1 protein-coding gene is annotated in these 248 nt (G+C 93.1%); it reads left to right on the top strand.

The genetic code is table 11. The features are described from left to right. Positions 1-248, top strand: a 248-nt coding sequence (locus NCS67_RS32145; RefSeq protein WP_250437937.1) for a hypothetical protein, incomplete at both ends; no start/stop codon positions are given.

The following is a 248-nucleotide window of genomic DNA, read 5'->3' as shown; positions in this document are numbered from 1 at the left end:
ATCTCGCCGCGAACGCGTTCGGCGGGGGGGGGGGGGGGGGGGGGGGGGGGGGGGGGGGGGGGGGGGGGGGGGGGGGGGGGGGGGGGGGGGGGGGGGGGGGGGGGGGGGGGGGGGGGGGGGGGGGGGGGGTGGGGGGGGGGGGGGGGGGGGGGGGGGGGGGGGGGGGGGGGGGGGGGGGGCTCGCCGACCGGCGCTGTCTCGGCCGCGGGCGACGGCGCCGGCGGGGATGGCGGCGGCGGCGTCGCGGG

This window comes from Caballeronia sp. ATUFL_F2_KS9A (genome assembly GCF_023630765.1).
Taxonomy (GTDB): domain Bacteria; phylum Pseudomonadota; class Gammaproteobacteria; order Burkholderiales; family Burkholderiaceae; genus Caballeronia; species Caballeronia zhejiangensis.
The sequence above is the reverse complement of the archived record's forward strand: the minus strand, read 5'-3'. Positions and strand labels throughout refer to the sequence as shown.